At 60.3% G+C, this 24,083-nt stretch carries 26 protein-coding genes; 13 read left to right on the top strand and 13 right to left on the bottom strand.

The features are described 5' to 3' along the window. The first annotated feature begins 5 nt into the window (after positions 1-5). Together pta and QR290_RS05770 are read left to right on the top strand one after the other, a co-directional pair. Positions 6-2,105, top strand: coding sequence for a phosphate acetyltransferase (gene pta / locus QR290_RS05775; RefSeq protein ID WP_115076568.1), 2,100 nt, complete (start codon positions 6-8; stop codon positions 2,103-2,105). Positions 2,106-2,109: 4 nt separating this feature from the next. After that, a complete protein-coding gene (locus QR290_RS05770; RefSeq protein WP_007959087.1) occupies positions 2,110-3,015 on the top strand; it encodes an acyltransferase in 906 nt (301 codons plus the stop codon). 472 nt (positions 3,016-3,487) lie between these two features. On the opposite strand, the gene cysN is transcribed toward QR290_RS05770, so the two are convergent. From cysN to QR290_RS05755, 3 genes are all read right to left on the bottom strand, one after another. Next, positions 3,488-5,386 (bottom strand): sulfate adenylyltransferase subunit CysN, encoded by a 1,899-nt coding sequence (gene cysN, locus QR290_RS05765; protein ID WP_289204521.1) that lies wholly within the window; start codon positions 5,384-5,386, stop codon positions 3,488-3,490. 9 nt (positions 5,387-5,395) lie between these two features. After that, positions 5,396-6,313 carry a sulfate adenylyltransferase subunit CysD gene (gene cysD, locus QR290_RS05760; RefSeq protein WP_007953546.1) on the bottom strand — a complete coding sequence of 306 codons (918 nt, stop codon included), beginning with the start codon at positions 6,311-6,313 and terminating at the stop codon, positions 5,396-5,398. Between the two features lie 148 nt (positions 6,314-6,461). Continuing rightward, the gene (locus tag QR290_RS05755) at positions 6,462-7,220 is read right to left on the bottom strand and encodes a Nif3-like dinuclear metal center hexameric protein (RefSeq protein WP_115076566.1); all 759 of its coding nucleotides are present in this window, start codon (positions 7,218-7,220) and stop codon (positions 6,462-6,464) included. Between the two features lie 103 nt (positions 7,221-7,323). Here QR290_RS05755 and algW point away from each other — a divergent pair, with 103 nt between their 5' ends. Further along, positions 7,324-8,484, top strand: coding sequence for a Do family serine endopeptidase AlgW (gene algW / locus QR290_RS05750; protein ID WP_115076565.1), 1,161 nt, complete (start codon positions 7,324-7,326; stop codon positions 8,482-8,484). Between the two features lie 47 nt (positions 8,485-8,531). On the opposite strand, the gene hisC is transcribed toward algW, so the two are convergent. The 10 genes from hisC to QR290_RS05700 all read right to left on the bottom strand — a co-directional run bounded on the left by hisC (position 8,532) and on the right by QR290_RS05700 (position 16,734). Further along, the gene (hisC, locus tag QR290_RS05745; RefSeq protein WP_289204520.1) at positions 8,532-9,584 is read right to left on the bottom strand and encodes a histidinol-phosphate transaminase; all 1,053 of its coding nucleotides are present in this window, start codon (positions 9,582-9,584) and stop codon (positions 8,532-8,534) included. 2 nt (positions 9,585-9,586) lie between these two features. Further along, the gene (gene hisD / locus QR290_RS05740; RefSeq protein WP_007953552.1) at positions 9,587-10,912 is read right to left on the bottom strand and encodes a histidinol dehydrogenase; all 1,326 of its coding nucleotides are present in this window, start codon (positions 10,910-10,912) and stop codon (positions 9,587-9,589) included. Positions 10,913-11,287: 375 nt separating this feature from the next. Next, a complete protein-coding gene (hisG, locus tag QR290_RS05735) occupies positions 11,288-11,923 on the bottom strand; it encodes an ATP phosphoribosyltransferase (protein WP_007953554.1) in 636 nt (211 codons plus the stop codon). A gap of 127 nt (positions 11,924-12,050) precedes the next feature. Continuing rightward, the gene (murA, locus tag QR290_RS05730; RefSeq protein WP_115076563.1) at positions 12,051-13,316 is read right to left on the bottom strand and encodes a UDP-N-acetylglucosamine 1-carboxyvinyltransferase; all 1,266 of its coding nucleotides are present in this window, start codon (positions 13,314-13,316) and stop codon (positions 12,051-12,053) included. Positions 13,317-13,338: 22 nt separating this feature from the next. Beyond that, positions 13,339-13,578, bottom strand: coding sequence for a BolA family protein (locus QR290_RS05725; protein WP_039769303.1), 240 nt, complete (start codon positions 13,576-13,578; stop codon positions 13,339-13,341). 115 nt (positions 13,579-13,693) lie between these two features. Then, entirely contained in the window at positions 13,694-13,999 is a 306-nt protein-coding gene (locus QR290_RS05720) for an STAS domain-containing protein (RefSeq protein WP_007953557.1), read from the bottom strand. Next, positions 13,996-14,646, bottom strand: coding sequence for an MlaC/ttg2D family ABC transporter substrate-binding protein (locus tag QR290_RS05715; RefSeq protein ID WP_085608079.1), 651 nt, complete (start codon positions 14,644-14,646; stop codon positions 13,996-13,998). The genes QR290_RS05720 and QR290_RS05715 overlap by 4 nt, the downstream gene beginning before the upstream one ends. A gap of 11 nt (positions 14,647-14,657) precedes the next feature. Then, positions 14,658-15,125, bottom strand: coding sequence for an outer membrane lipid asymmetry maintenance protein MlaD (gene mlaD, locus QR290_RS05710; RefSeq protein WP_007953559.1), 468 nt, complete (start codon positions 15,123-15,125; stop codon positions 14,658-14,660). Beyond that, complete coding sequence (mlaE, locus tag QR290_RS05705; RefSeq protein WP_007953561.1) at positions 15,125-15,922, bottom strand: lipid asymmetry maintenance ABC transporter permease subunit MlaE; 798 nt, start codon at positions 15,920-15,922, stop codon at positions 15,125-15,127. Before mlaE ends, mlaD begins: the two co-directional genes overlap by 1 nt. After that, positions 15,922-16,734, bottom strand: coding sequence for an ATP-binding cassette domain-containing protein (locus QR290_RS05700; protein WP_007953564.1), 813 nt, complete (start codon positions 16,732-16,734; stop codon positions 15,922-15,924). The genes mlaE and QR290_RS05700 overlap by 1 nt, the downstream gene beginning before the upstream one ends. Positions 16,735-17,010: 276 nt before the next feature. On the opposite strand from QR290_RS05700, the gene QR290_RS05695 reads away from it, so the two are divergent. The 10 genes from QR290_RS05695 to QR290_RS05650 all read left to right on the top strand — a co-directional run bounded on the left by QR290_RS05695 (position 17,011) and on the right by QR290_RS05650 (position 24,046). Further along, positions 17,011-17,985 (top strand): KpsF/GutQ family sugar-phosphate isomerase, encoded by a 975-nt coding sequence (locus tag QR290_RS05695; protein WP_011332477.1) that lies wholly within the window; start codon positions 17,011-17,013, stop codon positions 17,983-17,985. Beyond that, complete coding sequence (locus QR290_RS05690; protein WP_085611339.1) at positions 17,986-18,510, top strand: KdsC family phosphatase; 525 nt, start codon at positions 17,986-17,988, stop codon at positions 18,508-18,510. Between the two features lie 8 nt (positions 18,511-18,518). After that, positions 18,519-19,091, top strand: coding sequence for an LPS export ABC transporter periplasmic protein LptC (lptC, locus tag QR290_RS05685; RefSeq protein WP_007953568.1), 573 nt, complete (start codon positions 18,519-18,521; stop codon positions 19,089-19,091). Then, on the top strand, positions 19,078-19,623 hold the full coding sequence (gene lptA / locus QR290_RS05680) for a lipopolysaccharide transport periplasmic protein LptA (protein WP_115076561.1): 546 nt from the start codon (positions 19,078-19,080) through the stop codon (positions 19,621-19,623). The genes lptC and lptA overlap by 14 nt, the downstream gene beginning before the upstream one ends. Continuing rightward, positions 19,623-20,348, top strand: coding sequence for an LPS export ABC transporter ATP-binding protein (gene lptB, locus QR290_RS05675; protein WP_007953572.1), 726 nt, complete (start codon positions 19,623-19,625; stop codon positions 20,346-20,348). Before lptA ends, lptB begins: the two co-directional genes overlap by 1 nt. 195 nt (positions 20,349-20,543) lie before the next feature. After that, entirely contained in the window at positions 20,544-22,037 is a 1,494-nt protein-coding gene (locus tag QR290_RS05670) for an RNA polymerase factor sigma-54 (protein ID WP_011332472.1), read from the top strand. A gap of 73 nt (positions 22,038-22,110) precedes the next feature. Continuing rightward, complete coding sequence (gene hpf, locus QR290_RS05665; protein ID WP_007953578.1) at positions 22,111-22,419, top strand: ribosome hibernation-promoting factor, HPF/YfiA family; 309 nt, start codon at positions 22,111-22,113, stop codon at positions 22,417-22,419. Positions 22,420-22,430: 11 nt separating this feature from the next. Then, positions 22,431-22,895 carry a PTS IIA-like nitrogen regulatory protein PtsN gene (gene ptsN, locus QR290_RS05660; protein ID WP_007953580.1) on the top strand — a complete coding sequence of 155 codons (465 nt, stop codon included), beginning with the start codon at positions 22,431-22,433 and terminating at the stop codon, positions 22,893-22,895. 2 nt (positions 22,896-22,897) lie between these two features. Next, entirely contained in the window at positions 22,898-23,755 is an 858-nt protein-coding gene (rapZ, locus tag QR290_RS05655) for an RNase adapter RapZ (RefSeq protein WP_115076559.1), read from the top strand. A 15-nt stretch (positions 23,756-23,770) separates the two neighbouring features. Then, complete coding sequence (locus QR290_RS05650) at positions 23,771-24,046, top strand: HPr family phosphocarrier protein (RefSeq protein WP_115076558.1); 276 nt, start codon at positions 23,771-23,773, stop codon at positions 24,044-24,046. Positions 24,047-24,083 lie beyond the last annotated feature (37 nt).

The following is a 24,083-nucleotide window of genomic DNA, read 5'->3' as shown; positions in this document are numbered from 1 at the left end:
TCCGCATGCAAACTTTTTTTATCGCACCCACTGACTTTGGTGTGGGTCTGACCTCCATCAGCCTCGGGCTGGTGCGTACGCTGGAGCGGGCCGGGCTGAAAGTCGGCTTCTTCAAACCGATTGCCCAGCCACATCCGGGCGATACCGGCCCTGAGCGCTCCACCGAACTGGTGGCTCGCACCCACGGCCTGAAACCGCCGCAGCCACTGGGACTGGCCCACGTCGAGCGGATGCTCGGCGACGGTCAGCTCGACGAGTTGCTCGAAGAAATCATCACCCTCTACCAGCAGGCCGCCATCGGCAAAGACGTGCTGGTCGTCGAAGGCATGGTGCCGACCCGCAGCGCCAGCTATGCCGCGCGGGTCAACCTGCACCTGGCCAAGAGCCTGGACGCCGAGGTGATTCTGGTCTCGGCCCCGGAAAACGAAGTGCTGACCGAACTGTCCGGCCGCGTCGAGCTGCAGGCGCAACTGTTCGGCGGGCCGAAAGACCCGAAAGTCCTCGGCGTGATCCTCAACAAGGTCAAGACCGACGAGAGCATGGACGCCTTCGCCGCGCGTCTGAAAGAGCATTCACCATTGCTGCGCACCGGTGATTTTCGTCTGCTCGGCTGCATTCCGTTCCAGCCCGAACTCAACGCCCCGCGCACCCGCGACGTCGCCGACCTGATGGGCGCCCAGGTGCTCAACGCCGGCGACTACGAAACCCGGCGTATGACCAAGACCATCATTTGCGCGCGCACCATGCGCAACACCGTGGACCTGCTCAAGCCCGGCGTGCTGGTGGTGACCCCCGGCGATCGCGACGACATCATCCTCGCCGTCAGCCTCGCGGCCATCAACGGCGTACCGCTGGCCGGCCTGCTGCTGACCAGCGACACCCTGCCGGATCCGCGCATCATGGATTTGTGCCGTGGTGCGTTGCAGGCCGGTTTGCCGGTGCTGTCGGTGAGCACCGGCTCCTACGACACCGCGAACCTGCTTAACGGCCTGAACAAGGAAATCCCCGTCGATGACCGCGAGCGTGCCGAGATCATCACCGACTTCGTCGCCAGCCATCTGGATGCCAACTGGCTGCATCAGCGCTGTGGCACGCCACGGGAAATGCGCCTGTCGCCGGCGGTGTTCCGCTATCAATTGATTCAACGCGCCCAGGCTGCCAACAAACGCATCGTTCTGCCCGAAGGCAGCGAGCCGTTCACCGTGCAGGCGGCGGCGATCTGTCAAGAGCGCGGGATCGCCCGTTGCGTGCTGCTGGCCAAACCGGCAGACGTAGAAGCCGTCGCCCGAGCCCAAGGCATCGTCCTGCCACCGGGGCTGGAAATCCTCGACCCGGACCTGATCCGCGAACGCTACGTCGAACCGATGGTCGCCCTGCGCAAGAGCAAAAGCCTCAATGCGCCGATGGCCGAGCAGCAACTGGAAGACACCGTGGTGATCGGTACCATGATGCTGGCGCTGGATGAAGTCGACGGCCTGGTCTCCGGCATCATCAACACCACCGCCAATACCATCCGCCCGGCCTTGCAGCTGATCAAGACGGCACCGGGCTGCACCCTGGTGTCGTCGGTGTTCTTCATGCTGTTTCCCGAAGAAGTGCTGGTCTACGGCGACTGCGTGATGAACCCGCACCCGAGCGCCAGCGAACTGGCCGAAATCGCCCTGCAAAGCGCCGATTCGGCTGCAGCGTTCGGCATCACCCCGCGCGTGGCGATGATCAGCTACTCCAGCGGCGAATCGGCCACCGGCGAGGAAGTCGAAAAAGTCCGCGAAGCCACCCTGCTCGCCCACGAACAACAGCACTCGCTGCTGATCGACGGGCCGTTGCAATACGACGCCGCCGCCAACGAAAACGTGGCTCGGCAACTGGCGCCGAACAGCCAGGTGGCCGGTCGCGCCACGGTGTTTGTGTTCCCCGACCTGAACACCGGCAACACCACGCACAAAGCCGTACAGCGCAGCGCCGATTGCGTCAGCCTCGGCCCGATGCTGCAAGGCCTTCGCAAACCGGTGAACGATCTGCCGCGCGGCGCGCAGGTCGACGACATCGTCTACACCATCGCCCTGACCGCGATTCAGGCTGCCAACCGACCTCTGGATATCTGACCCGATGCTGGCTTTTCTCCCTGCCACCCTGCGCGGCGTAATCGCCGCGCTGCTGCTGGCGCTGAACACGATCCTGTTGTGCTCGTTCCTGTTTCTCGTGGCGCTGATCAAAGTGCTGCCGTTCGACCTCGCACGCCGCGCTTCGCGCTGGCTGATGAGCCACACCCATGAAGCCTGGATCAGCAACAACAAAGGCTGGATGAACCTGGTCCGCCGCACCCGCTGGCACCTCAGCGGCCTGCAGGGCCTGGACTATCAGCACTCGTACCTGATCACCAGCAATCACCAGAGCTGGGTCGACATCCTGGTGCTGCAATACGTGCTCAACCGACGCATCCAGCCGCTGAAATTCTTCCTCAAACAGGAGCTGATCTGGGTCCCGGTCATCGGCTTGGCGTGGTGGACGCTGGGCTTCCCGTTCATGAAACGCTATTCGAAAGCCTATCTGGAAAAACACCCGGAAAAGAAGGGCAAAGACCTGGAAACCACCCGCAAGACCTGCGCGAAATTCCGCGACAACCCGGTCGGCATCTTCAACTTCGTCGAAGGCACACGCTTCACCGAAGGCAAGCACGCACAGCAGCAATCACCGTTCAAATACCTGCTCAAACCAAAGGCCGGCGGCATTGCCTTCGTACTGGATGCGATGGGCGAACAGCTGGAATCGATCGTCAACGTCACCATCCACTACCCCGGCGGACGCCCCGGCTTCTGGGATCTGCTGTGCGGCAATGTACGAGACGTAGTGGTGCACTTCGAAGAACTGAAAATCCCACCGCAGTTCATCGGCAAAAACTACGACCAGGACGGCGAATACCGCCTGCAATTCCAGGGCTGGATCAACCAGTTGTGGCAAGACAAGGATGCATTGCTTGAGCAGATGCACCGCGAATATCCGAACCAACGCTGATTCCCCTGAGGGAGCTCCGCCAGAACAGGCCGGCCGTCAGGCCGCCATGACCAGCAGGCTTGCTCCCACAGAAAAGCAGTTCGCTTCTCGCTTCCCACCACTCAACACGATGAGCGTTAGCTCGAGTACCGCTTTTGACGTGCCGGCCCCATCGGCAGGCTGAGTGGAGGGATTCATCCGGGGGTGGGAGCGCAGCGACCGTGCGGCGAAGCCGCATGCATCGAGAGGAGGTGCAGCGAAGCAAACCGTAGGCGATGCCCCCGGATGAATCCCGGAACGAAGGAACCCCGAGCCCCAGCGAGGGGCCGAACGCCGGGGCCCAGACCTTTGGTTACTTTGGGGCGTTTGCCAAAGTGACCCGCCGTAAGGGCGGAACCATAATCCGCAACACCCGAAGAAACGGATATTCACACAACAAAAAAAGCCCACCGATAATCTCTCATCGGCGGGCTTTTTCATTCGCAGCTAACGCTTAAATCGCACCACGCTTGCGCAACAGATCCAACACCTGCTTCACGCCTTCATCCAGCGACAACGACTGGGTATCGATCACCAGATCAGCATCCAGCGGCACGTCATACGGGAACGACTCACCCGGAATGTTATCGCCACCCGCAGCATACAAACCCTGCGGATCACGCTCGGCGCACACAGTCGGCGAAGCCTGAACATAAACCGTCAGCAAACGATCCTTGCCAATCAGATCCTTGGCCTTCTCGCGACCTTCCGCACTCGGCGCCACAAATGCCGCCAGCGTCAGCAGACCGGCTTCGTTGAACTGACGGGCAACATGCGCCGCACGGCTCCAGTTCTCGGTGCGACCCGCGCGATCCTGCGGCAGCCCCTTGTTAAGGTCATGACGCAGGTTCTGGCCATCCAGCACAAACACCGCACGACCCAGATCGAACAGTTTGCGCTCGACCGCATAAGCCAAGGTGCTCTTGCCCGCACCCGACAGGCCGCTGAACAGCACGGTAGCCGGTTGCTGACCGAAACGCTGAGCGCGCTCTTCGGTCGCTACATGGGCCAGTTTGCCGTGGTGCGTAGCCGTACCGTGAGTCACCGGCTGGGCGACGATCATGCCGGCGCCGACGGTGCCGTTGGTCAAACGGTCGATGACGATGAACGCGCCGGTGGTGCGGTTGCTGTCGTAACCGTCGAGGGCGATCGGCGCGTCGAGCGCGATCTTCACCTTGCCGATTTCGTTGAGCTGCAACGCGCTCGCCGGGCCCTCTTCGAGGGTGTTGACGTCAACCTTGTTGACGATGCTGGCAATCGAGCCCGGCACGTAACTGGTGGCACGTTTGATGTCGTATTTCTTGCCCGGCAGCATCGGCTCTTCAGCCATCCACACCAGCATCGCTTCGAAGCTGTCGGTCACGGGCGGAACGTTGTCGGCGTGTACCAGCAGGTCGCCACGGGAGATGTCGATTTCGTCTTCCATGGTCAGCGTTACCGCCTGGCCAGGACCTGCGTGTTCCAGTTCACCTTCGAAGGTGACGATGGATTTCACGCGGCTGCTCTTGCCCGACGGCAGGACCACGACTTCGTCGCCCTTCTTGACAATGCCGCTGGCCAGGGTGCCGGCGAAACCGCGGAAGTTCAGGTTCGGACGGTTGACGTACTGCACCGGGAAACGCAGATCGGTGAAGTTGCGGTCACCCGCCACTTCCACGGTCTCGAGAATTTCCATCAGCGACTGGCCGGTGTACCACGGCGAGCGCTCGGACTTGTTCACCACGTTGTCGCCCTTCAGAGCGGACATCGGCACGAAGTGCATGCTGGTCGGCTTCATCTTCAAGCCTTCGGCGAACTTCAGGTAGTCGGCCTTGATCGACTCGAACACGCCCTGATCGAAGCCCTTCAGGTCCATCTTGTTGATGGCGACGACGATGTGCTTGATGCCCAGCAGGGATGCGATGAAGCTGTGGCGACGGGTCTGGGTCTGCACGCCGTAACGGGCGTCGACCAGGATGATCGCCAGGTCACAGGTGGACGCACCGGTGGCCATGTTGCGGGTGTACTGCTCATGGCCGGGGGTGTCGGCGATGATGAATTTGCGCTTGGCGGTTGAGAAATAGCGGTAGGCGACATCAATGGTGATGCCCTGCTCGCGCTCGGCCTGCAGACCGTCGACCAGCAATGCCAGGTCGATGTCGTCACCGGTGGTGCCGACTTTCTTCGAATCGCGGGTGATGGCTTCGAGGTGATCTTCGTAGATCATTTTCGAGTCGTGCAGCAGGCGCCCGATCAGGGTGCTCTTGCCGTCATCGACGTTACCGCAGGTCAAAAAGCGCAGCAGCTCTTTACGTTCGTGCTGGCCCAGGTAGGCGAGGATGTCCTCGCTGATCAAATCAGATGCGTGCGACATGACAACCCCTTAGAAATAACCCTGACGTTTCTTGTCTTCCATCGAGCCTGCGCCATCGTGGTCGATGACCCGGCCCTGGCGCTCGGAAGTTCGCGTCAGGAGCATTTCCTGAATGATGTCCGTCAGGCTTTCGGCCTCGGACTCCACCGCGCCCGTCAACGGGTAGCAGCCAAGGGTACGGAAACGCACTTTCTTTTTGACGATGCGCGCTTTGTCTTCATCAGACAGGTGCTCGAGGATGCGCTCGTCGTCGATCATGATCAGCGTGCCGTTCTTCTCGATCACTTCGCGTTCGGCGGCGAAGTACAGCGGTACGATCGGGATGCCTTCGAGGTAGATGTACTGCCAGATGTCCAGCTCGGTCCAGTTCGACAGCGGGAACACACGAATGGATTCGCCCTTGTTGACCTTGCCGTTGTAGACGTTCCACAGCTCCGGACGTTGGTTCTTCGGGTCCCAGCGGTGTTTGCTGTCACGGAACGAGTAGACGCGCTCCTTGGCGCGGGACTTCTCTTCATCGCGGCGGGCACCGCCGAAAGCTGCGTCGAAACCATGCTTGTCGAGCGCCTGCTTCAGGCCCTCGGTCTTCATGATGTCGGTGTGCTTGGCGCTGCCGTGGGTGAACGGGTTGATGCCCTGCGCAACGCCATCCGGGTTGACGTGGGTGATCAGGTCCAGGCCCAGTTCTTCGACCATCTTGTCGCGGAACTTGTACATCTCCTGGAATTTCCAGCGGGTGTCGACGTGCATCACCGGAAACGGCAGTTTGCCCGGGAAGAACGCCTTGCGTGCCAGATGCAGCATCACGGCGGAGTCTTTACCGATGGAGTACAGCATCACCGGGTTGTCGAACTCGGCGGCCACCTCGCGGATGATGTGGATGCTTTCCGCCTCCAGCTGTTTCAGATGCGTCAGTTTGTCGACCATGGCTACTCACGAAAGCTTTCTTATGAACGGCCAGCGGGCCGTGTTCGAGCGAGGAATCCTAGCACAGCGACCTCTTCTAATCAGGACGCCAACTAGATCGAAAGGGTATATGAATATGCCCGCCCGTTCGGGTGCTTCCAGGAAAAAGTCAGATCGGATTCGGGCAGTCGATGAAGATGTGCTCGAGGGCAAATCGCTTCGCCAGATAATCGCCCAGCGCCTGCACGCCATAACGTTCGGTGGCGTGGTGGCCGGCGGCGATGAAGCTGATGTCGTTTTCCCGGGCGCTATGGAATGTCTGCTCGGAGGCTTCGCCGCTGAGGAACAGATCGACGCCGGCAGCGATGGCGTTGTCGATGTAGCCCTGCCCGCCACCGGTGCACCAGCCAACCCGACGGATCATCGCGCTGCCTTCGACCAGCAGCGGCTCGCGGCCCATGACTTCCTGCACTTTGCGGGCGAAGTCGCGCGGGGTCATCGGCTCGCTCAGCGAACCGACCAGACCGACGATCTTCAGATTGTCCCGATCCAGCGGCCCTTCGACGGTGATGTCCAACTGACGCGCAAGCTGCACGTTGTTGCCGACGTCCGGGTGCAGATCCAGCGGCAGGTGATAACCGAGCAGACTGATATCGTGCATGAGCAGCGTCTTCAGACGGCGCTGCTTCATGCCGGTGATGCACGGGTTCTCGCCCTTCCAGAAATAACCGTGATGCACCAGCACCAGATCGGCTTCGGCCTCGACGGCGGCATCGAGCAACGCCTGGCTGGCGGTCACGCCGCTGACGATTCGCATCACCTGCGGACGACCTTCGACCTGCAGGCCGTTGGGGCAATAATCGGCAATTTTCGCACTGCCGAGGTAGCGGTCGGCTTCTTCGACCAGGGTACTGAGGGCAACGGCCATGAAAGACTCCTGAAAATCCCGTTCAGAGGCACGCGCGGCCTCGTATAATGCGCGACATTATGGGCGGTCTGACCCCGCCTGCAACTTTTCCAGGACGTGCTTAATGCTCAAGGCGCTGCGTTTTTTCGGCTGGCCGCTGTTGGCCGGCGTGCTTATCGCTCTGTTGATTATTCAGCGTTACCCGCAGTGGGTCGGGCTTCCGAGCCTCGACGTCAACCTGCAACAGGCCCCGCAGACCACCAGCGTGCAGCAGGGGCCGGTGTCTTATGCTGACGCGGTGACCATTGCCGCACCGTCGGTGGTCAACCTCTACACCACCAAAGTCATTGCCAAACCGGCACATCCGTTATTCGAGGATCCGCAGTTCCGCCGTTTCTTCGGTGACAACTCGCCGAAGCAGAAACGCATGGAATCGAGCCTCGGCTCCGGCGTGATCATGAGCCCGGAAGGCTACATCCTGACCAACAACCACGTCACCAGCGGCGCCGACCAGATCGTCGTGGCGCTCAAGGACGGTCGTGAAACCCTGGCCCGCGTGATCGGCAGTGACCCGGAAACCGATCTCGCGGTCCTGAAGATCGACCTCAAGACATTGCCGGCGATTACCGTCGGCCGTTCCGACAACATCCGCATCGGCGACGTCGCGCTGGCCATCGGCAACCCGTTCGGGGTTGGCCAGACCGTGACCATGGGCATCATCAGCGCCACCGGTCGCAACCAGTTGGGCTTGAACAATTACGAAGACTTCATCCAGACCGACGCGGCGATCAACCCGGGCAACTCCGGCGGCGCGCTGGTCGACGCCAACGGCAACCTCACCGGCATCAACACCGCGATTTTCTCCAAGTCCGGCGGCTCGCAAGGCATCGGCTTCGCGATCCCGGTGAAGCTGGCAATGGAAGTGATGAAGTCGATCATCGAACACGGTCAGGTTATTCGCGGCTGGCTGGGCATTGAAGTGCAACCGTTGACTCAGGAATTGGCCGAGTCGTTTGGCCTGTCCGGGCGTCCGGGAATTGTAGTGGCGGGGATTTTCCGCGATGGCCCGGCCCAGAAAGCCGGCCTGCAACTGGGCGACGTGATCCTGAGCATCGACGGCGAACCGGCCGGTGATGGCCGCAAGTCGATGAACCAGGTGGCGCGGATCAAGCCGACCGACAAGGTCACGATTCAGGTGATGCGCAATGGCAAGGAGTTGAAGCTGACTGCTGAAATCGGTCTGCGTCCGCCACCGGCTCCGGTCAAGGAACAGGAAGAAAACTGAAGCACAAAAAAAGGGAGCGAATTCGCTCCCTTTTTTACGGCGGCTGATCAGAGTTCGCCAAGCCCGTCGATCAACGCCTGATTCTGCTCCGGCGTGCCGATCGAGATCCGCAGGAACTGGGCAATCCGCTCCTGCTTGAAGTGGCGCACGATCACACCCTGTTCACGCAGCTTGGCTGCCAGCCCCGCCGCATCATGTTGCGGATGCCGGGCGAAGATGAAGTTGGCCGCTGACGGCAGCACTTCAAAGCCCTTGGCCTGCAACTGCGCAACCACCCACTCGCGACTCTCTATGACCAGTGCGCAGGTCTTGTCGAAGTACTCGCGATCCTCGAACGCTGCCGCTGCACCGACATTGGCCATGCGATCGATCGGGTAGGAGTTGAAGCTGTTCTTGACTCGCTCCAGCGCCTCGATCAGGTCCGGATGCCCGACCGCCAGACCGACCCGCAGACCTGCCAGCGAACGGGATTTGGACAGGGTCTGGGTGACCAGCAGGTTTGGATAACGGTCGACCAGACTGATCGCGGTTTCGCCGCCGAAGTCGATGTAGGCCTCGTCAACCACCACCACCGAATCCGGGCTGGCCTTGAGGATCTGCTCGACCGCTTCCAGTGCCAACAGGCAACCGGTCGGTGCGTTCGGGTTGGGGAAAATGATCCCGCCGTTCGGTTTGGCGTAGTCGGCCGAGTTGATCTGGAACTGCGCATCCAGCGGCACCGCATCGAACTTGATGCCGTACAGGCCGCAGTAGACCGGATAGAAGCTGTAGCTGATGTCCGGGAACAGCAGCGGCTGATCATGTTGCAGCAGACCGTGGAAGATGTGCGCCAGCACTTCGTCCGAACCGTTGCCGAGGAACACCTGATTGCTCTGCACCCCGTAGTACTTGGCGACGGCGTTTTTCAGCAGGTCACTGTTCGGATCCGGGTACAGACGCAGGTTGTCGTTGAGTTCGGTCTGCATCGCTGCCAGGGCTTTTGGCGACGGGCCGTAAGGGTTTTCGTTGGTGTTGAGTTTGACCAGACGAGTCAGCTTCGGCTGCTCGCCCGGCACATACGGCACCAGATCCTTGACGAACGGGCTCCAGAATTTACTCATGTTCAGTTCCCCTTCACTTCGTCTTTGATGCGGTATTCGGCGCTGCGCGCGTGGGCGCTCAGGGATTCGCCACGGGCCAGGATCGATGCAGTCTTGCCCAGTTCCGAAGCTCCGGCCTCGGAGCAGAAGATGATCGACGAACGTTTCTGGAAGTCATACACACCCAGCGGCGAGGAGAAACGCGCGGTGCCGGAAGTCGGCAGCACGTGGTTCGGACCGGCGCAGTAGTCGCCCAGCGCTTCGGAGGTGTGGCGGCCCATGAAGATCGCGCCGGCGTGGCGGATCTGCGGCAGCCAGGCCTGCGGGTCGGCGACCGACAGCTCAAGGTGTTCCGGGGCGATGCGGTTGGCGACTTCGATGGCCTGGGCCATGTCGCGTACATGAATCAAGGCGCCACGGCCATTGATCGAGGTTTCGATGATGGTCGCGCGATCCATGGTCGGCAGCAGTTTGTCGATGCTCGCGGCGACCTTGTCGAGGAATTCGGCGTCCGGGCTGACCAGGATCGCCTGGGCGTCTTCGTCGTGCTCGGCCTGGGAGAACAGGTCCATGGCGATCCAGTCCGGATCGGTCTGGCCGTCGCACACTACGAGGATTTCCGACGGGCCGGCGATCATGTCGATGCCGACCTGACCGAACACGTGACGCTTGGCCGTCGCCACATAGATGTTGCCCGGGCCGACAACCTTGTCCACCTGCGGCACGCTTTCGGTGCCATAGGCCAACGCGGCAACGGCTTGTGCGCCACCGATGGTGAACACCCGGTCAACGCCGGCGATACACGCCGCCGCCAGCACCAGCTCGTTGACTTCACCGCGCGGGGTCGGCACCACCATGACCACTTCGGTCACGCCGGCGACCTTGGCCGGAATCGCGTTCATCAATACCGACGACGGGTACGACGCCTTGCCGCCCGGCACGTACAGACCAGCGCGATCCAGCGGCGTGACTTTCTGGCCCAGCACCGTGCCGTCGGCTTCGGTGTAGCTCCAGGAGTCCTGCTTCTGTTTCTCGTGATAGCTGCGCACGCGGGCGGCGGCTTTTTCCAGCGCTTCGCGTTGCGGCACGGTGATGCGGGTCAGGGCCAGCTCCAGACGCTCACGCGGCAGGATCAGGTCCGCCATCGAAGCGACTTCGAGGCCGTCGAATTTCTGGGTGAACTCGACCAGCGCCGCGTCACCGCGCTCACGCACAGCCTTGATGATGTCCAGCACCCGCTGATTGACCGAGTCGTCAGACACACTTTCCCAGCTCAGCAGATGATCCAGATGATGCGCGAAATCCGGGTCAGCAGCGTTGAGTCGGCGAATTGCAGTCGGTGCGGTCATAGCGAGAGCCTCATAGGAATGGCAAAAACTCAGGCGCCCGAAGGTGCGCTGACGTTTAATAATGATCGCGTTGGTGCTGTGGTCGTACCAGGCAAGGCGCGGGACGAAGGTAAGGGTTGTTTCCTTACCGAGTCCCGCAACGCAGCATGGTGCGGGCACAGTGCCAACCCGTAGGGCCTTGCTTCAAAAGGCTGGCCACTACGCGATTTATACTTCTGAGAAATTTTTCTGCTGCTGTTAGGTTGCCTTTTGGAGTAAGGCGCGGTCGTTATTAAACGTCAGCGCACCTTCCCCGACCAGTCGTTTCCGCTTGGGCACCTGAGATTCTGGCTATGAGGCGGATAGACGGGCGCGACTTAACGTCGCGCAGGTACATCAGCCGCGGTGTCGAGACTCCACTGCCTTGCGCAGGGTGTCGATCAACGCCTGGATTCGGGCGTGTTGCATTTTCATCGAAGCTTTATTGACCACCAGACGCGAGCTGATCGTGGCGATCAGTTCCTGGGGTTCCAGGCCGTTGGCGCGCAGGGTGTTGCCGGTGTCGACCACGTCGATGATCTTGTCGGCCAGGCCGATCAGCGGTGCCAGCTCCATCGAGCCATAGAGCTTGATGATGTCGACCTGACGGCCCTGCTCGGCGTAGTAACGCTTGGCAACGTTGACGAATTTGGTGGCGACGCGCAGGCGGCCTTTTGGCTCCACCGCGCCGACCTTGCCGGCGGTCATCAGCTTGCACTGAGCAATCTGCAGATCCAGCGGCTCGTACAGACCCTGGCCGGTGTATTCCATCAGCACATCTTTACCGGCAACACCGAGGTCGGCCGCGCCATGCTCGACATAGGTCGGCACGTCGGTGGCCCGCACGATCAACAGGCGAACGTCTTCCTGGGTCGTGGGGATGATCAGCTTGCGGCTCTTGTCCGGATTCTCGGTCGGCACGATGCCCGCTTCGGCGAGAAGCGGCAGGGTGTCGTCAAGGATGCGGCCCTTGGACAGTGCGATGGTCAACATGGGAAACGTCAGTCCTTATCAAGGTACTCATGCCCGGTCGCAATCGGCGCCGGACATACATCGAGGGCGTTGCCACCCCCGATCAAAACGAATTCAACGGACACTTCCCTGTGTCCAGATGCAGCGATCAGCCCGGAACGCGACGGATCTTGGCGCCCAGCATCTGCAGTTTTTCCTCGATGCACTCGTAACCACGGTCGATGTGGTAGATGCGGTCGATCAGGGTATCGCCCTGTGCCACCAGCGCCGAAATCACCAGGCTCGCCGAAGCACGCAGGTCGGTTGCCATCACTGGCGCGCCCTTGAGTGTCTCGATGCCGGTCACGATGGCGGTGTTGCCCTCGACCTGGATGTGCGCGCCCATGCGGTGCAGTTCGTACACGTGCATGAAGCGGTTTTCGAAGATCGTCTCGATGACCGCGCCAGTGCCTTCGGCAATGGCGTTGAGCGAGATGAACTGCGCCTGCATGTCGGTCGGGAACGCCGGGTACGGCGCAGTGCGCACGTTGACCGCTTTCGGGCGTTTGCCGTGCATGTTCAGCTCGATCCAGTCTTCACCGGTGGTGATTTCGGCGCCGGACTCACGGAGTTTTTCCAGAACGGCTTCGAGGATGGTCGGATCGGTGTCCTTGACCTTCACACGGCCACCGGTCACCGCAGCGGCCACCAGGTAGGTGCCGGTTTCGATACGGTCAGGCATGACCTTGTAGAAGGCCGAACCCAGACGCTCAACGCCGTCGATGGTGATGGTGTCGGTGCCGGCACCGGACACCTTGGCACCCATGGCGTTGAGGAAGTTCGCCAGATCGACTACTTCCGGCTCGCGAGCGGCGTTCTGCAGCACGCTGCGGCCCTTGGCCAGAGCGGCAGCCATCATGATGTTCTCGGTACCGGTCACGCTGACGGTATCGAAGAAGAAGTGCGCACCGCGCAGGCCACCTTCAGGCGCCTTGGCCTTGATGTAGCCGCCTTCGACGTCGATGACCGCGCCCATGGCTTCCAGGCCACGGATGTGCAGGTCGACCGGACGCGAACCGATGGCGCAGCCGCCAGGCAGTGCGACTTCGGCTTCACCGAAACGCGCAACCATCGGGCCCAGTACCAGGATCGAGGCACGCATGGTTTTCACCAGTTCGTACGGAGCGATCAGGGTCTTGATGGTGCGCGGGTCGATTTCGACGCTGAGCTTTTCGTCGATCACAGGCTCGATGCCCATGCGACCGAACAGCTCGATCATGGTGGTGATGTCGTGCAGGTGCGGCAGGTTGCCGACGGTAACCGGGCCATCGCACAGCAGGGTGGCGGCCAGGATCGGCAGGGCGGAGTTCTTCGCCCCGGAGATGCGGATCTCGCCATCAAGACGAGCGCCACCGGTAATAATCAATTTATCCATAAGAATCTCGACGCCCTAGGGCTCAGGTGCGCTCGGCCCAGGCCGCGCTGCTGAAAAATTTCATAGTGACCGCGTGGATGCTGCCATCGGCGATCCAAGGGTTCAAATGGGCATAGATGCTTTGCTGACGCTTGACCGGGCTCAACGCCGCCAGTTCATCACTAATCACGTTCAGCTGAAAGTTGCAGCCTTCGCCTTCAACTTCCACCAGCGTTCCTGGCAGCTTTCCTTCAAGGAAGCTCTTCACTTCTACGGCCTGCATGCTCAACCTCAATCGGCGCCCTGTGCGCACGGGTCGGACATCATACAAAAAAGCCCCGCGCCTGCGAACCCCGCTGCGCAGGACTCTGACGGGGGGCTTCTCTATTGATGCGGGTTCAGGGTTGCGCCAACAGCTCGGTCAACTCGCTGACCTGAGCAATTTCGCGCATGTCTTCGGGCATCCCGCGAATGCTGACCGCCTTGCCGGCGGCCTTCGCATCGCGAATGAAGCACAGCAGCAGCGACAGACCGACGCTGCTGGACTTCTCCACCGCCGAACAATCGATCACCAATGCCGGGGCATTGCACGATTTGATCAGCGCCCTGCCCTGCTCCCGTAGGTCAGGGCCGGTGCGGTAATCCAGCACGCCGCTGAGCTGCAGCTCGCTGGCTTCATCCAGACGAATGGCCGACTCGGTCATTGGGCAGGCTTCTCGTTCTGCTCGGCCGACTGCTTGGCCTTGGCGACTTCACCGGCCCAACCGTTGATGGTCTTGTCCAGGTCGTTGCCATTGCGCTGCATCGCGTCGGCGAACTGGTCACGGAACAGCTTGCCGATGTTGATGCCGTTGATGATCACGTTACGCAGTTTCCACTCGCCGTTGATCTTCTCCAGGGTGTACGACACCGGATAGATCGCGCCGTTGTTACCCTTGACGGTCATGCCGACGCTGGTGCGGTCGCCGGACTCGTCCTTGGGCGCATCAACGGTGATGCCCTGGTTGTTGTACTCGAGCAGCGCGTTGCCGTAGAACTGAAACAGGCCGCGCTTGAAGTTTTCCTCGAAGGTCTTCATCTGCGCCGGGGTTGCCTTGCGCGAATACTTGACCGTCATGATGCTCTTGGAAATGCCTTCGGCATCTACCACAGGGCCGACGATGGTGTTCAGCGCCGTGTAGAAATCCTGCGGATCCTGCTTGTACTTCTCTTTGTTGGCCGACAGATCGGCGAGCATCCGGTTTGTAGTGTCCTGAACCAGATCGTGCGCCGACTGTGCCGCCACGGCGTTAGCTACCAGCGGCAGCGCCGCAAGCAACACCAACAGGCCACGTCGCAAGGTAGAGATCATTCAAAAGCTCCTCATTTGGCGTCTTTGCTAACGGTATTGAGCAGGAATTTACCGATCAGGTCTTCCAGTACCAGAGACGACTGCGTGTCGTGGATGGTTCCACCATCCTTGAGCCGGGTGTCTTCCCCGCCCACGCTGATACCGATGTATTTCTCGCCCAGCAGACCCGCAGTCAGGATAGATGCTGTGGAGTCGGTCGGCAGATTGTCGACGCTTTTATCCACTTGCAGGGTCACCCGACCGGTGAAGCTGTCGCGATCCAGATCGATCGCGGTGACCTTGCCGATGGTTACACCCGCCATGGTCACTTTGGCTCTGACCGTCAAACCGGCGATATTGTCGAAATACGCGTAAAGCTTGTAAGTATCGGTGGTCGAAGTCGGAGACAGGCCGCTGACCCGCAGGGCGAGCAGCAACAAAGCCAGGATCCCTGCCAGCAGGAACAGGCCGACACCGATTTCCAGGGTGCGGTTTTGCATCAGAAATCTCCAAACATCAAAGCGGTCAGAATAAAGTCCAGGCCGAGTACTGCCAGCGAGGCGTAAACCACGGTCTTGGTGGTGGCACGGCTGATCCCCTCGGAAGTGGGTTCGCAGTCATAGCCTTGAAATACGGCGATCCAGGTGACGACAAAAGCGAATACTGCACTTTTGATGATGCCGTTGAGCACATCGTCACCGAAGCTCACGCTGTTCTGCATGTTCGACCAGTAGGAACCTTCGTAGACGCCCAGCCAGTCGACGGCAACCCACGACCCGCCCCAGATGCCGACCACGCTGAAGATCATCGCCAGCACCGGCAGGGAAATGAAGCCGGCCCACAGGCGCGGGGCGATGATGTACTTGAGCGGGTCGACCCCGATCATTTCCAGGCTGGACAGCTGTTCGGTGGATTTCATGTTGCCGATTTCCGCCGTCAGCGCCGAACCGGCACGACCGGCGAACAACAGCGCGGTCACCACCGGCCCCAACTCACGCAACAGGGTCAGCGCCACCATCTGCCCGACAGCCTGCTCCGAGCCATAGCTCGACAGGATGTTGAAGCCCTGCAGCGCCAGCACCATGCCGATGAAGATCCCTGACACCACGATGATCACCAGCGACATCACGCCGACGGAATGCAGCTGTTTGACCAGCAGGCCAAAACCACCGCCAATACCGCCACGCCCGAGCAAGGCATGAAACAGGAACAGGGTCGAACGCCCGAACACTGCGACGCTGTCGATTCCGGCGAGGCCGAAACGACGCACACGCTCCATTAATGTAATTCTGCGCATCAGCGGCGCTTCCCCAGAAGATCTGCGCGGTAATCCGGCGCTGGAAAGTGATACGGCACCGGACCGTCGGGTTCACCGGTCATGAACTGGCGGATACGCGGATCGTCCGAGCTCATCAGTTCGTCCGGCGTGCCCTGCCCCAATACCTGGCCATCACCGACCACATAGATGTAGTCGGCGATGCTCGCGGTTTCGGCGAGATCGTGGGACACCACGATACTGGTGATCCCCAGGGCATCGTTGAGCAGCCGGATCAGGCGGACCAGAACACCCATGGCGATCGGGTCCTGGCCGACGAACGGTTCGTCGTACATCAGGATCTGCGGATCGAGGGCAATGGCCCGGGCCAGGGCGACACGACGTTTCATGCCGCCGGACAGTTCATCAGGCATGAGCTCGATCGCACCGCGCAGGCCCACCGCCTGCAATTTGAGCAGCACGATGTCGCGGATCATCTCGTCCGGCAGATCGGTATGAACACGCAGCGGGAAGGCGACGTTCTCGAACACATCGAGATCGGTGAACAGCGCACCGCTCTGAAACAGCACGCCCATGTGCTTGCGCGCATCGAACAGATCGCTGCGCGACAGCTTCGGCAGGTTCTGGCCGTTGACCCAGACCTCGCCTTTGGATGGCCGCAACTGGGCGCCCATCAGGCGCAACAGTGTGGTCTTGCCACACCCGGAAGGCCCCATGATACCGGTGACCTTGCCGCGCGGGATGCGGATATCGACGTTATTGAAAATGCTCCGCGCACCGCGCTTGAAGGAGACTCCCTTCAGCTCGACCGCGTAGGCGTTATCGGCACTCATCTAAACTCCTTGCGATGCAGCCTCTCACTCGGACGCCTGGCTTTCTGGAGGAAAGCCCCTACATCCCGGGCAGGCCGAACTGGCGGCGAACTATATCACTGCAAAGGGCAAGCGCCCAAGGCCTGCACCGGCCTGCATTCTGTGAGTTGAAGGGCTTGAAGCCTTATTTACAGAGTTTTGGTAACGAGGAATGACAAAGCACGACGAACTTGCGTGAGGCTTTTCAACATAACCGCTATAATCGCCGCCTTTTCATCGGGCTATACGATTTCTGACATGAGCCAAACCAGCGACCTGATTCAATCGGCACAACGCACCATCCGCCTCGAAGTGGAAGCCGTACAAGGCTTGTTGCCCCATATCGACGCCGATTTCGTACGCGCTTGCGAGATGATTCTGGCCAGCAAGGGCCGTGTTGTCGTGGTCGGCATGGGCAAGTCCGGGCACATCGGCAACAAGATTGCCGCGACCCTGGCCAGCACCGGCACCCCGGCGTTTTTCGTGCACCCGGCCGAGGCCAGCCACGGCGACATGGGCATGATCACCCGTGATGACGTGATTCTGGCCCTGTCGAACTCCGGCTCTACCAACGAAATCGTCACCCTGCTGCCACTGATCAAGCGCCTGGGCATCCAGCTGATCAGCGTCACCGGCAATCCGCAATCGCCGCTGGCCAAGGCCGCCGAGGTCAATCTCAACGTTCACGTCGAGCACGAAGCCTGCCCGCTGAACCTGGCGCCGACCTCCTCGACCACCGCCGCACTGGTCATGGGCGACGCACTGGCCGTGGCGCTGCTGGAAGCGCGCGGTTTCACCGCCGAAGACTTCGCCTTTTCCCACCCGGGCGGCGCACTGGGCCGACGCCTGCTGCTGAAAGTTGAAAATGTCATGCATGCCGGTCAGGAACTGCCGCAGGTTCAACGCGGCACCCTGCTCAAGGATGCACTGATGGAAATGACCCGCAAGGGTCTGGGCATGACCGTCATTCTTGAAGCGGACGGCAAACTGGCCGGGATCTTCACTGACGGAGACCTGCGTCGCACCCTGGATCGCAGCATCGATATCCACAGCGCCACCATCGACCAGGTGATGACCGTCCACGGCAAGACCGCCCGCGCCGAGATGCTCGCCGCCGAGGCCCTGAAAATCATGGAAGACCACCGAATCAACGCACTGGTTGTCGTGGATGAAGAGGATCGCCCGATCGGCGCCTTCAACCTCTCCGATCTGCTGCGCGCAGGAGTGATGTAAATGAGCAACGATCTGCTGCAACGCGGCAAAGCCATCAAACTGGCGGTTTTCGACGTCGACGGCGTCCTCACCGACGGGCGTCTGTACTTCCTTGAAGACGGCAGCGAGTTCAAGACTTTCAATACGCTCGATGGCCAGGGCATCAAGATGCTGATGAACGCCGGCGTCCAGACCGCCATCATCAGCGGTCGCAAGACCCCGGTGGTCGAACGCCGGGCAAAAAACCTGGGCATCCCGCACCTGTTTCAGGGCCGCGAAGACAAACTGGTCGTTCTCGACGGTCTTCTGGAGCAACTGGGCCTAAGCTATGAGCAAGTGGCTTACCTCGGTGACGACCTGCCGGACCTGCCGGTGATCCGCCGTGTAGGGCTGGGCATGGCCGTGGCCAACGCCGCTCCCTTTGTGCGAGAGCACGCCCATGGCGTCACCCAGGCCCGTGGCGGCGAAGGCGCCGCCCGCGAATTCTGCGAACTGATCCTGCGCGCCCAAGGCAGCCTCGACGCCGCCAACAACGCGTACCTGTGAGTCCAACCATGTTTAGCAAAAAGTTTCGCAACATCCTGCTGTTCGGTTGCATCGCAGCGATTTTCGGTGCGGTCGGCTACTGGAACATCAGCCCGGAACGCTTCCTCGACAAACCGCCGGTTTCGGCAGAGGAAAGTCCGATCGACTGGTATGCGACCAATACACACACGATCCAGTACCTCGAAGACGGCAAAGTGCAGTACGAAATGACATCCGACAAGGCTGAGCACGTCAAGGCGACCGACATTACACTGGTCACCAAGCCCGATCTGAATATGTTCCGTGGCACCGATTTTCCATGGCATGTGACCAGTGAACGCGGCGAAGTGAACTCTGGTGGCACCGAGGTCGAACTGATCGACTCGGTACGCGTCAAGCGCACCGACGAAAAGAACCGCGACACCCTGATCACCTCCACTCGCATGACGGTGTTCCCGCAGCAGCAATATGCGCAGACCCAGCAACCCGTTAGAATCGACGGCGCTGGCGGCGTATCGACTGGCGTAGGAATGAAAGCGTATTTGAAGGAAAGCAGGATACACCTGCTATCGAACGTAAGAGGACAGTATGAGGCTCGTTAAAACCCTCCCTATTTTGCTCAGTCTGGGCGCAGCACTGGGAAGCGTGAGCGCCTGGGCTCTGCCGAACGATCAAGAGCAGCCAATCCGCATTCAGGCCGACGATGCCCAGCTGGACGACAAGAACGGCGTTGCCACCTATAAAGGCGACGTGATCATCACCCAGGGTTCGATGATCGTCAAAGGCAACACCGTGACCATGACCCGTGCGCCCAACGGCGACATCGACGTCGTGACTTCGGTGGGCAACCTCGCCTACTTCGAACAGTTGCAGACTGCCGGCGACACCAAGCCCGTTCAGGGCTGGGGCGTGACCATCCAGTACCACGCACAGCAGAACCGCGTTGTACTGATCGACAAGGCCAAAGTCGTCGACAAGGACAACAACACCACTCAGGGCGAGAAAATCGTCTATGACACGGTGAAGAAACTGGCCAGCGCCGGTCGAGCCACTGGCAGCAAGGTCACCGAAGCGCGTCCGCGTATCGACATGGTGATCCAGCCGAAGAAGAAAACCGACGAGAAAACCCAGTAATGGCAACTCTGAAAGCTCAGCACCTGGCCAAGGCCTATAAAAGCCGCCAGGTCGTGCGCGACGTCAGCCTGTCGATCGACAGTGGTCAGATCGTCGGCCTGCTCGGCCCGAACGGCGCCGGCAAGACCACCTGCTTCTACATGATCGTCGGCCTGGTCCAGGCCGATCAGGGTCGCGTACTGATCGACGATCTTGATGTCAGCCACCAGCCGATGCACGGTCGCGCCAAGGCCGGTATCGGCTATCTGCCGCAAGAAGCGTCGATCTTCCGCAAACTGTCGGTAGCCGACAACATCATGGCCATCCTCGAGACCCGTCAGGAGCTCGACAAGGCCGGTCGTCGCAAGGAGCTGGAAAGCCTGCTGCAGGAATTCCATATCAGCCACATCCGCGACAACCTCGGCATGAGCCTGTCCGGTGGTGAGCGCCGCCGCGTGGAGATCGCCCGCGCACTGGCCACGGCACCGAAATTCATCCTGCTCGACGAACCGTTCGCCGGTGTCGACCCGATCTCGGTCGGCGACATCAAGCAGATCATCCACCACCTCAAGGCCAAAGGCATCGGCGTACTGATCACCGACCACAACGTCCGCGAGACGCTGGATATCTGCGAAACCGCCTACATCGTCAACGACGGCCAGTTGATCGCCGAAGGCGACTCCGCGACCATCCTCGCCAACGATCTGGTGAAGGAAGTCTATCTGGGTCACGAGTTCCGCCTGTAAGCCACGCAGATGCCCGATCAACTCGATCGGGCGCCCGCCGGCTAGATGTGTCAACAAGGTTTTATCGCTTTTTATTGTTACAGCGCTCTAGGCAAACACTTCGGTTTCGGGCATATAATTTGCTTAAGTTTGGCGCTCCGGCGCCCTGTAGTGGATGGCGCATAGCGCCGGCGAATAAGGTGTTAAGCCCCTGCCATGAAACCATCGCTAGTCTTGAGAATGGGCCAGCAGCTGACGATGACACCGCAGCTGCAACAGGCCATCCGCCTGCTCCAATTGTCGACCCTGGATCTGCAACAGGAAATCCAGGAGGCTCTGGAATCCAATCCGATGCTCGAACGCCAGGAAGACGGCGACGACTTCGACAACTCCGATCCCATGGCCGACAACGCCGAGCAGAAGCCCAACACCGAGATCCAGGAACCCTCCTATCAGGAGACCGCGCCGACAGTCGATAACCTCGAAGACGGCGAATGGAACGAGCGAATCCCCAACGAACTGCCCGTCGACACCGCCTGGGAAGACGTCTACCAGACCAGCGCCAGCAGCCTGCCGAGCAGCGACGATGACGAGTGGGACTTCACCACCCGCACCTCCGCCGGCGAGAGCCTGCAAAGCCACCTGCTGTGGCAGTTGAACCTGGCACCGATGTCCGACACCGATCGCCTGATCGCCGTCACCCTGATCGATTGCATCAACAATCAGGGCTACCTCGACGAAACCCTCGAAGAAATCCTCGACGCCTTCGATCCGGAACTCGACATCGAGCTGGACGAGATCGAAGCCGTCCTGCACCGCATCCAGCAGTTCGAACCGGCCGGCATCGGCGCACGCAACCTGGGCGAATGTCTGCTGCTGCAATTGCGTCAGCTGTCGGCCAAGACCCCTTGGCTGGCCGAAGCCAAGCGTCTGGTTACCGATTACATCGATCTGCTCGGCAGCCGCGATTACAGCCAGCTGATGCGCCGCATGAAGCTCAAGGAAGATGAATTGCGCCAGGTCATCGAACTGGTGCAGAGCCTCAATCCGCGCCCCGGTTCGCAGATCGAGTCGACCGAAGCCGAATACGTAGTGCCTGACGTCATCGTGCGCAAGGACAACGAGCGCTGGCTGGTCGAGCTGAACCAGGAATCGGTGCCGCGCCTGCGGGTCAACGCCCAGTACGCCGGTTTCGTCCGTCGCGCCGACACCAGTGCCGACAACACCTTCATGCGCAATCAGTTGCAGGAAGCCCGCTGGTTCATCAAGAGCCTGCAGAGCCGCAACGAAACCCTGATGAAAGTAGCCACCCAGATTGTCGAGCATCAGCGCGGTTTTCTGGAGTACGGCGACGAAGCCATGAAGCCGCTGGTCCTGCATGACATCGCTGAAGCGGTGGGCATGCACGAATCGACGATTTCCCGGGTGACCACACAAAAATTCATGCATACCCCACGGGGCATATATGAACTGAAATACTTTTTCTCCAGCCATGTGAGCACCTCCGAAGGCGGCGAATGCTCGTCCACGGCGATCCGCGCGATCATCAAGAAACTGGTTGCCGCGGAAAATCAGAAAAAGCCGTTGAGTGACAGCAAGATCGCTGGTTTACTGGAGGCACAAGGCATTCAGGTGGCTCGCCGCACCGTCGCCAAGTACCGCGAATCCCTGGGGATCGCGCCTTCGAGCGAACGCAAGCGGTTGATGTAAGCCACGTTACAGCGTTCCAGTGGCAGGCTCTTCGGCCTGCCGCTTTATGCACTGGCAACGAAGGAGAAGCTGTATGCAAGTCAACATCAGTGGACACCAACTGGAAGTTACCCAACCTCTCCGTGAGTACGTTGAGCAAAAGCTCAAGAGGCTTGAGGGACATTTCGACAAGATCACCAACGTGCAAGTCACGATGTGCGTCGAAAAGCTGAAACAGAAAATCGAAGCCACGCTGCATATTCCCGGCAATGAGGTCGTCGCAAACGCGGAACATACCGATATGTACGCTGCGATCGACGCGCTGACCGACAAGCTTGATAAACAACTCAAAAAGCATAAGGAAAAGACCCAGAGCCTGCTTCAGGGCGCTACCGGTCGATAACCCCCACCCCCATGATCCGACTCGAAAGCATTCTGACCCCCGGCCGTTCCCTGGTGAACGTGCCGGGCGGCAGTAAAAAGAAAGCCCTCGAACAAATTGCCAACCTGATCGCCCGGGAAGTCCCGGATCTGGAGATGCAAGATGTCTTCGAGGCATTGATTGCCCGTGAAAAACTGGGTTCCACCGGTTTTGGCAACGGCATCGCCATTCCCCACTGCCGCCTCAAGGGCTGCGAAGCGCCGATCAGTGCGCTGATGCACCTTGATGCACCTATCGATTTCGACGCTATCGACGGCGCGCCTGTGGACCTGCTTTTCGTCCTGCTGGTACCGGAAGCCGCCACCGATGCGCACCTGGAGCTGTTGCGCCAGATCGCCAGCATGCTCGACCGCAAGGACGTGCGCGACAGACTGCGCAGCGCGCCAAGCAACGAAGCCTTGTACCAAGTTGTACTGGAAGAACAGAACAGGCCGTAATCATGCGCTTGATCATTGTCAGTGGCCGTTCCGGCTCGGGTAAAAGTACCGCCCTGGATGTCCTTGAGGACAACGGCTACTACTGCATTGACAACCTGCCTGCCGGCTTGCTCCCGGATCTCGCCGAGCGCGCGTTGGTCCATACCGAAATGCTCCAGCCGCTGGTGGCGGTCTCGATCGACGCCCGTAACCTGCCGAGTCATCTGTCTCGGTTTCCAGAGCTGCTCGAGGAAGTACGCGGCCGGCACATCCAGTGTGATGTCCTGTACCTGGATGCCGATGACGAAACATTGCTCAAACGTTTTTCGGAGACTCGTCGCCGCCACCCGCTCAGCAGCGCCAACCGTTCTCTGGCCGAAGCCATCAACGATGAGACTGCCTTGCTGGGCCCGATTGCCGATCTGGCCGATCTGAAGGTCAACACCACCAACCTCAATCTCTATCAGTTGCGCGACACCATCAAACTGCGACTGCTGAACCAGCCGGAGCCGGGCACTGCGTTTCTGGTGGAGTCGTTCGGTTTCAAACGCGGCATGCCGGTGGATGCGGATCTGGTGTTCGATGTACGCTGCCTGCCGAACCCGTACTGGAAACCGGAACTGCGTGCGCAATCCGGTCTCGATCAGCCGGTCGCCGAGTATCTCGCGGCGCAGCCTGAGGTCGAGGAGATGTACCAGGACATTTACTCGTATCTGTACAAATGGTTGCCGCGCTTTGCGGCGAGCAACCGCGCTTACGTCACCATTGCCATCGGCTGCACCGGCGGGCATCACCGCTCCGTTTACCTGACCGAACGTCTTGGCCAGGCGCTGCAGAAGACTCTGAAGAACGTCCAGGTTCGCCACCGCGACCTCAGCTAAAGGATTCACACTGCGATGCCTGCTCGGGAAATAGAAATCATCAACAAGCTGGGCCTGCACGCCCGCGCGTCGGCAAAGTTTGTCAAAGTGGCGGGTAAGTTTCCCGATTGCACGATCAGAGTGGGCCGCACCCCGGAAACCACGGTTGACGGTAAAAGCATCATGGCGATGATGATGCTCGCTGCAGGCAAGGGCACCAAAATCCATCTGAGTACCGAAGGTCATCAGGAACAGGAAGCCATGGACGAGTTGGTGACGCTGATCAACAACTACTTCGAGGAAGGCGAATGAAAGTCCTTTGTGGCGAGAGCGGTCTCTCTCGCCACAC

Source organism: Pseudomonas fluorescens, from assembly GCF_030344995.1.
Taxonomy (GTDB): domain Bacteria; phylum Pseudomonadota; class Gammaproteobacteria; order Pseudomonadales; family Pseudomonadaceae; genus Aquipseudomonas; species Aquipseudomonas fluorescens_BF.
This window is presented reverse-complemented; position numbering and strand designations above follow the sequence as displayed.